The 6066-nt window shown below is 68.5% G+C and carries 4 protein-coding genes and 1 pseudogene; all 5 read right to left on the minus strand.

The genetic code is table 11. The annotated features are described in order from the left end of the window. On the minus strand, positions 1-640 hold a 640-nt coding region (locus ACFWZH_RS39280), incomplete at its 3' end, for an alcohol dehydrogenase catalytic domain-containing protein (protein WP_384443275.1). Positions 641-1159: 519 nt separating this feature from the next. Next, entirely contained in the window at positions 1160-1756 is a 597-nt protein-coding gene (locus ACFWZH_RS39285; RefSeq protein ID WP_384443278.1) for an Imm21 family immunity protein, read from the minus strand. Positions 1757-1897: 141 nt separating this feature from the next. Next, a complete protein-coding gene (locus ACFWZH_RS39290; protein WP_384443284.1) occupies positions 1898-3127 on the minus strand; it encodes a PP2C family protein-serine/threonine phosphatase in 1230 nt (409 codons plus the stop codon). An 805-nt stretch (positions 3128-3932) separates the two neighbouring features. Further along, complete coding sequence (locus ACFWZH_RS39295) at positions 3933-5000, minus strand: LLM class flavin-dependent oxidoreductase (protein ID WP_384443281.1); 1068 nt, start codon at positions 4998-5000, stop codon at positions 3933-3935. A gap of 688 nt (positions 5001-5688) precedes the next feature. Next, a pseudogene (locus tag ACFWZH_RS39300) lies at positions 5689-5919 on the minus strand (helicase associated domain-containing protein); the annotation flags it as partial. Positions 5920-6066: the final 147 nt, after the last annotated feature.

A 6066-nucleotide genomic window follows, 5' to 3' on the forward strand; every position in this document is an offset into this window, starting at 1 on the left:
CCACCGAGCACCCCTCGGACACCGCGGCCATGACCGCGCTCAACCCGACACCGCCGGCGCCGAACACCACGAGCGACGAACCGGCAGTCGGCTGCAGGACGTTGAGGACCGTGCCGGCACCGGTCTGCACCCCACACCCGAGCGGGGCGGCAAGAACAGGATCGAGGTCGCCGGGGACCTTGACGCAGTTGCTCTCGTAGGCGATCGCATGCGACGCGAAGGAGCTCTGGCCGAAGAAGTTGCCGAAGACCCGCTCGCCATCACGGGAGAGGGGAGTGCTCCCGTCGGTGCGGGTGCCGGTCGCGTTGAGAGCGGCGATACCCGCCTCGCAGTACGCGGACTGAGCCGACCCGCAATTTCCGCACCTGCCGCAGCTGCGATAGCTCAGGCATACGGTGTCGCCGACGGCGACACCGGTCACCTCGGCACCGACGGCTTCGACCACACCGGCACCTTCATGACCGAAAACCATGGGCAGGCGCGCCGGAGGCCAGACCTGCCGAGTGCTGAGGTCGGTGTGGCAGATGCCGGCCGCGGCAATCCGCACCAGGATCTCGTCCCGCCGCGGCTCCTCGATGTCGACGTCATGAACGGTGAACGGGCCACCAGCGGACTCCACCAGGGCTGCCTGTATACGCATGAGTTGATCCTCCCCCAGAACCCTCGGCCGCGCGCGACCGAGGCGAGTATCCGACCTATCCGACCGACGCGCCAAGCCGCAAACAGCCGCAGACTGCAGCCGTGCCGGTGGAGAAGGCAAGGCCAGCTGCGCTCCCGCTCCAGAACGAAGTAGCCAAGACACGGACTTGTCAGCCGCGATGCAGTGCAACAGCCCTCGTGGCGAAGCCTGAGCCGCCACCCCGGCTGACACCCGCCGAGCAGCCCTGGCCGGTGCCACGAGGGTAAGGATCCGCCGGCACTGCGGCTGGCGGTAAGCGGGCGTTCTATGGCCCCCGCTGACGACGCCTCTGATCGAGCGCGAGACCGCGGCCTGAGATCCACATCTGGGCTCTCAAGCACTCATCGGACGATGCAGATGTCTGGCAGCGGTGCGTCCCCCTCACCTTCAGCAGTGAGGATCTCTCGCGCCAACTGCCGCGCACGGCCCCACCCCACGTCGGTGAACAACCCCTCTCTTGTCCACCGATCCGCCCCTGCATCAGATCTGTGACCAGGAAAGAAGTTGAACCACCCCCACCGAGGTTTCCTCACTTGCCGAGGTGTGGACGGCGCGAACCGCCCAGCGGCCAGTCGCTATCGGGACGGGCGCCTGCTGCGGCAGTCCGCCGCCGAGGGGGTACGCGACACCCAGCTCGTTCCCGGCGGTGACAGAGTCCATGAGCACCGCCGGCCCGTCCGTCTCCCAGACACCGCACTCTTCCCACTCGGTCGTGGGGTCGCTGAGGACTGCCCTGGCTGCGGCGATCAGATCGGCATCCGAATCGGCTCCGAGCCAGCGGACGAAGACTCGGTGTTCTGGCAGATAGCAGGTGGTGGCGGGTTCGTCCGCCAAGACCAGCCCTTGCGGGCCGTCTCCACCGAGGGCAATCACTCCCGCAAGACCATCCACCTCGCAGGCGCGGTCATAGTCGTCCGGAACGTCACCGTCACCGATGACCAGCCCCGACTCCGTGCAACCACGCCATCCGTCCAACGCGGAAACCGGTACGGCGATCAGAGGGCCGCCCATCGACTCGACCCAGGTAAGGGAACGCTCGGATGCACTGGCTGCGTTGGGCGAGGAAGAAGTCTTCATGGCGCCAGTGTCTCCCCAGCCACTGACAACACTGCGTGAGGCTGCAAAGCAACCTCCCTGACGCCTCAGAGAGGCCCCGCGGAGCAAGATCCGCTACGACAACCTCAACGTGCACAGCCCGCGGCTGAGGAGCATCGCCGGTCACAGACGGACGATGACCAGGGCGGTGTCGTCGCTGCCACCGCCGGCCAGACCCAGGCGGGCGAGCAAGGTGTCAGCCAGAGGCTCAGGGGCCCGGTCACCGCACTGGCCGAGGATGTCGGTCAGCCGAGCCAGGCCGGTGTCGATGTCCTCACCACGGCGCTCGATCAAGCCATCGGTATACATCACGAGCGTGTCGCCGGGACTGTAGGAAGCGGTGGCCTGAGGACGGGGAACATGCTGGGGCCGAACCCCCAAAGGCGGGTCGGTGGCCTTGTCCAGCAGCTCACACGTGCCGCCGGCGTGCACCAGGACAGGGGGCGGGTGACCGGCATTGCTGTAGATGATCAGGCAGCTCACCGGGTCGACCAGCACTTTGACAGCGGTGGTGTTCAAGGCCCCTTCGATGGATCGGGCGTACAGACCCAACACCTCCAGCGCCTGAGCAGGCCGCTCCAGGGCACGGATGGCCGCACTCAGCGCGCTACGGAGCATCCCCATGACAGCAGCGGCTTCCAGGCCATGGCCCACGACGTCGCCGACCGCGATCGCAAAACGCCCGTCGGTCAGGTCGACCATGTCGTACCAGTCGCCACACACATTCAACGATCCGGCCGCAGGCAGATAGCGCACCGCCACGCCCTCGTGCCGAGCCAGATCCGGAACCTGAAGCATGGCCTCCTGCAGCGCGAGGGCCACCTGCCGCTCACGGGCATGGGCGGCCCGCAGCTCCTCGTTCAGCCGCTGCAGCTCCCGCGCCCTGGCGTACAGCTCCGCCTCCAAAGCCTCCCGCTCGGTGAGCTGCCCGGGCGGCGCACGGCCGTCGGAGGCGTGGGCCTGGACGAACGCGGTGACGTCCTCCACCCGGTGGATGATCCACACCACGCTCCCGTCCGGCGCGAGGATCGGCGTGTTGATGGGGGACCACCAGCGCTCCTCGAAGACCCCCGGCCGGCCCATGATGGGGATGTCGTACTTCTGCAGCGCCATCGTGTCGGGCTCCCTCGAGCTCAGCACCCGGTGCAGCGAGGCATTCAGATTCCGCACCCCATCGGCGTCAGGGTCGGCCGGATTATCCGGGAAGGCCTCGAAGAGATACTTCCCGATCAGGTCCTCCCTGGTCCGCCCCGTCGCATCCAGATACGCCTGGTTGACCTCCGCGATCACCAGGTCCGGACCCAGCACCAGATAGGGGCTCGGAGTGCCGGCGAACAACGCCGCGTAATCCATCCCCTGCACGGCCACCGTCTCCGCCTCCTTCCCGCCCTGCGGCCGCCCACCCCTTTCACGCTACGGTCCCCCCAGCCCACCCGCACGCTACGACAGCACCGGGCACCACACTCCGCCCCAACAGCACCGCACAGCCAAACACCGGACCAACCTCCCCGAGCGGCCCCACGGCTCCGCACCCCCCGATGATCTTGCAGACCACGGTCGGCATACGCCCCCGAAGATCATGCAGACGCCCGCGAACACCACCGCCAAGCCCCACAGCCCCGCGAGTGCCGGCCACGGAGTCCCTACGGTGGTGTTCGCCGGCCGGGTCGCACCGCACCGGCGGCGGGCTCCCTCATCCACCCCAATGACAGCCCTGCACACGGTCTGGACGACCCCGCAGTACGCCCAGAAGGAGACCGCCTACCTAGAGGATGAGGAACGCCGAAGGCAGGCCGAGCGACACCTTCTGAAGAGACCTTGGAGGAGAGCAAGGCCCGGTGGAGGCAAGCCCAGGAGCACCGACGGCGGGAGGATCGGGAGCGGGCCGGGGCTCTCGGGAAACATCAGGCAGTCATTCCCACCCTCCACGAACGCCAGGCTGCCTTGGAGAAACCGGCCTTCCACTCCGTCTTCGTCCACCAGGAGACCGGCACCCGCCCCTTCCTACCGGACCACGGCGCACCGGAGTTCGCCATGGGCGTCCCGGTGCATGTCGGACCGGCGACTGCCCGTCCCACCGGAGAGGCAACCATGGCCGCTGCAAAATCCTGACGATCTTGTAGGCATGCAGGTCATGGACGTGCGACGGCGGATCCGCTCAGGTGAGGAGTTTCGCGACCTGGGCCATCTCGGTGGGCGGGTCGATCACCGGCTGGATGAGGAGCTCGTCGACGCCGGCCTGTTCCAGGGTGGCGATACGGGCGAGGAGGTCGTCGCGGGTACCGACCAGAGCCAGGGTGTTCATCAGCGAGGGCAGAACCAGGTCCCGGTCCTGCGGTGCGATGCGGCCGAGGTAGCCCGGGTAGAGCTTGGTGTGCCGGTCCGGCGCGGTGGCGGCAGTGCCACGCCGGTCAAGGAGCCGCCGCACCGCCTCACGTTCCTCGGGGCCGAGTTGCTCGGCGAAGGCGGCTGTGTCGGCGGCGAAGGCCAGCAGCGACAGAACGAGATGCCCCGTCGCGTCCCGGGCCGCGTCGCCATGGGGATCCTCGTCCTCGTCGAGTACGTGGAGCGAGGTGACCACATAGGAGTGCGCCCCGGAGCCCATGTGGGAGCCGGGCTCGCGGTATGTGCCCTGGGCGGCGCGGCGGCGAGCGTCGTGCAGCGCGTGCCAGGCGGTGGAGTCCAGCAGGCCGAAGGAGATGAGGCCGGTGCCGCGGCGGCCGGCGACGGCGGCGGCCTTCGGCCCGAGCAGCGCGGCCACGACGAACTCGATCGGGTCGGCCGTGTTCACGTCCGCCCCGGTGTGCAGGAACCGGATCTCGCGGACCCGGTCACCTTCGCGGTACTCGGTCGAGCGCCCGGCGCACAGGTCCTGCAACGCGGCGGTGAAATTCTCCAACCTGGCCGCCGTGGTCGGCCGCATGCCCAGGGTGCGCCGGGCGGTGTTTCCGGTCCCGACTCCACAGACGATCCGGCCCGGTGCCAGGGCGTTGAGGCTGGCGAGCCCGCTCGCGGCGGCCGGAGCCGAGCGCAGCGCCGGCGAGGTCACGCCGATGCCGAGCCTGATGCGGCTGGTGGCCTTCGCACACAGACTCAAGGCGACGAAGGGGTCACCATGGACCATTGGGGTGTCGTTGACCCAGAAACTGTGCAAGCCCAACTCCTCGGCCCGCACGGCGAGGTCCTCCACACCGGGCCGCGCGGCGACAACAACGCCTGCCCGCATCAAACCTCCAAGTGTGAGGAACGAATCGAACCTGCCCAGCATGGCAGGTCCCGGCGCAGGGCCGCTGCGCAGTCGCGTGATCTTGTAGCGTCGCAGGGCGAGGTGGCCGTGCCTGACGCAACGAAACCCCATTGATGCAGATGACCTTCCCCACCAGACGGACGATCCGACTGCACGGCTGGCTACGCGAAAAGCAGGAGGATCGGCGCGAGGGCGCTGACGCGGTTCTCGTACTCGCGCCGGGTTTTGCGCTGGGCCGCGACCGCCGGGACGTCCTGAGCGCCGTCGAACGGCTGACAGTGGGTAAGGAGCCGGGGCGCACAGCGGGGCGGCAGTGACGCACAGGGGGTAGCCCTGGCCGCGTCGTACGGTCACCTCTTGGCCGAGCGCAGCCCACTCGGCAGGCTCCAGTTCGGTGATGCGGAGGAAGCCGGCGACCTTGCCCGGCATGTCGAGGGTGACCGGCAGCTCCGAACGGGAGTGCCCTCCTCCGCGGCGGCGTGATCGGGCAGAAGGCCGGCGACTACCGTGCGGATCGCGCCGCGGCGGACGCCGTGGTCGCGCTCGAAGCCACGCTCCGGTGAAGCGGACCTGCTGGCCGCTCAGCCGCCCGGACAGCGGCACGGGTGCATCCGCCCGAGGAGATGGCCGGCCGGCAGTGCGGCGGCCGCGATAACGACGATGCCCATCATGTCCATCGCATACCGAGCGCGGAGAGTGCTCCTACGCGGTCCGGCGTCAGCGAAGCAGCTCGGGAGCGCTGGTTGCTCACCCACGCACCCAGCTTCAGCTGTACGTCCCGCTGCTCCTGGCCCTCACCATCGGCCCCGCCCACAGTGATCGTCTCGATGTGCTTCCTCGGCACCCGCAGATGCCCCTCCCGCTCGTAGAACTGCCGAGCGGCGGCGAGGTTGGCGCTCCATTTGTCAGCCTGCGTACGACGCGCGGGCGGCTTCTCATCCTCATCTGCAGGCTGATGATCTGCAGGTTTTTGTCAGTGGTGGTTCGGTGTTGTGATGTCAGTGGGTAAGTGGTGGGCTCTCTGCTGTTCAGTGAGTTGTCCTGG

Origin of the sequence: Streptomyces sp. NPDC059008 (genome assembly GCF_042749045.1) — a bacterium.
Taxonomy (GTDB): Bacteria; Actinomycetota; Actinomycetes; order Streptomycetales; family Streptomycetaceae; genus Streptomyces.

Coding starts and splice junctions, on each gene's coding strand:
- ACFWZH_RS39290 (WP_384443284.1), bottom strand. CDS start 3,127: ATGGATTACGCGGCGTTGTTCGCCGGCACTCCGAGCCCCTATCTGGTG.
- ACFWZH_RS39295 (WP_384443281.1), bottom strand. CDS start 5,000: ATGCGGGCAGGCGTTGTTGTCGCCGCGCGGCCCGGTGTGGAGGACCTC.
- ACFWZH_RS39285 (WP_384443278.1), bottom strand. CDS start 1,756: ATGAAGACTTCTTCCTCGCCCAACGCAGCCAGTGCATCCGAGCGTTCC.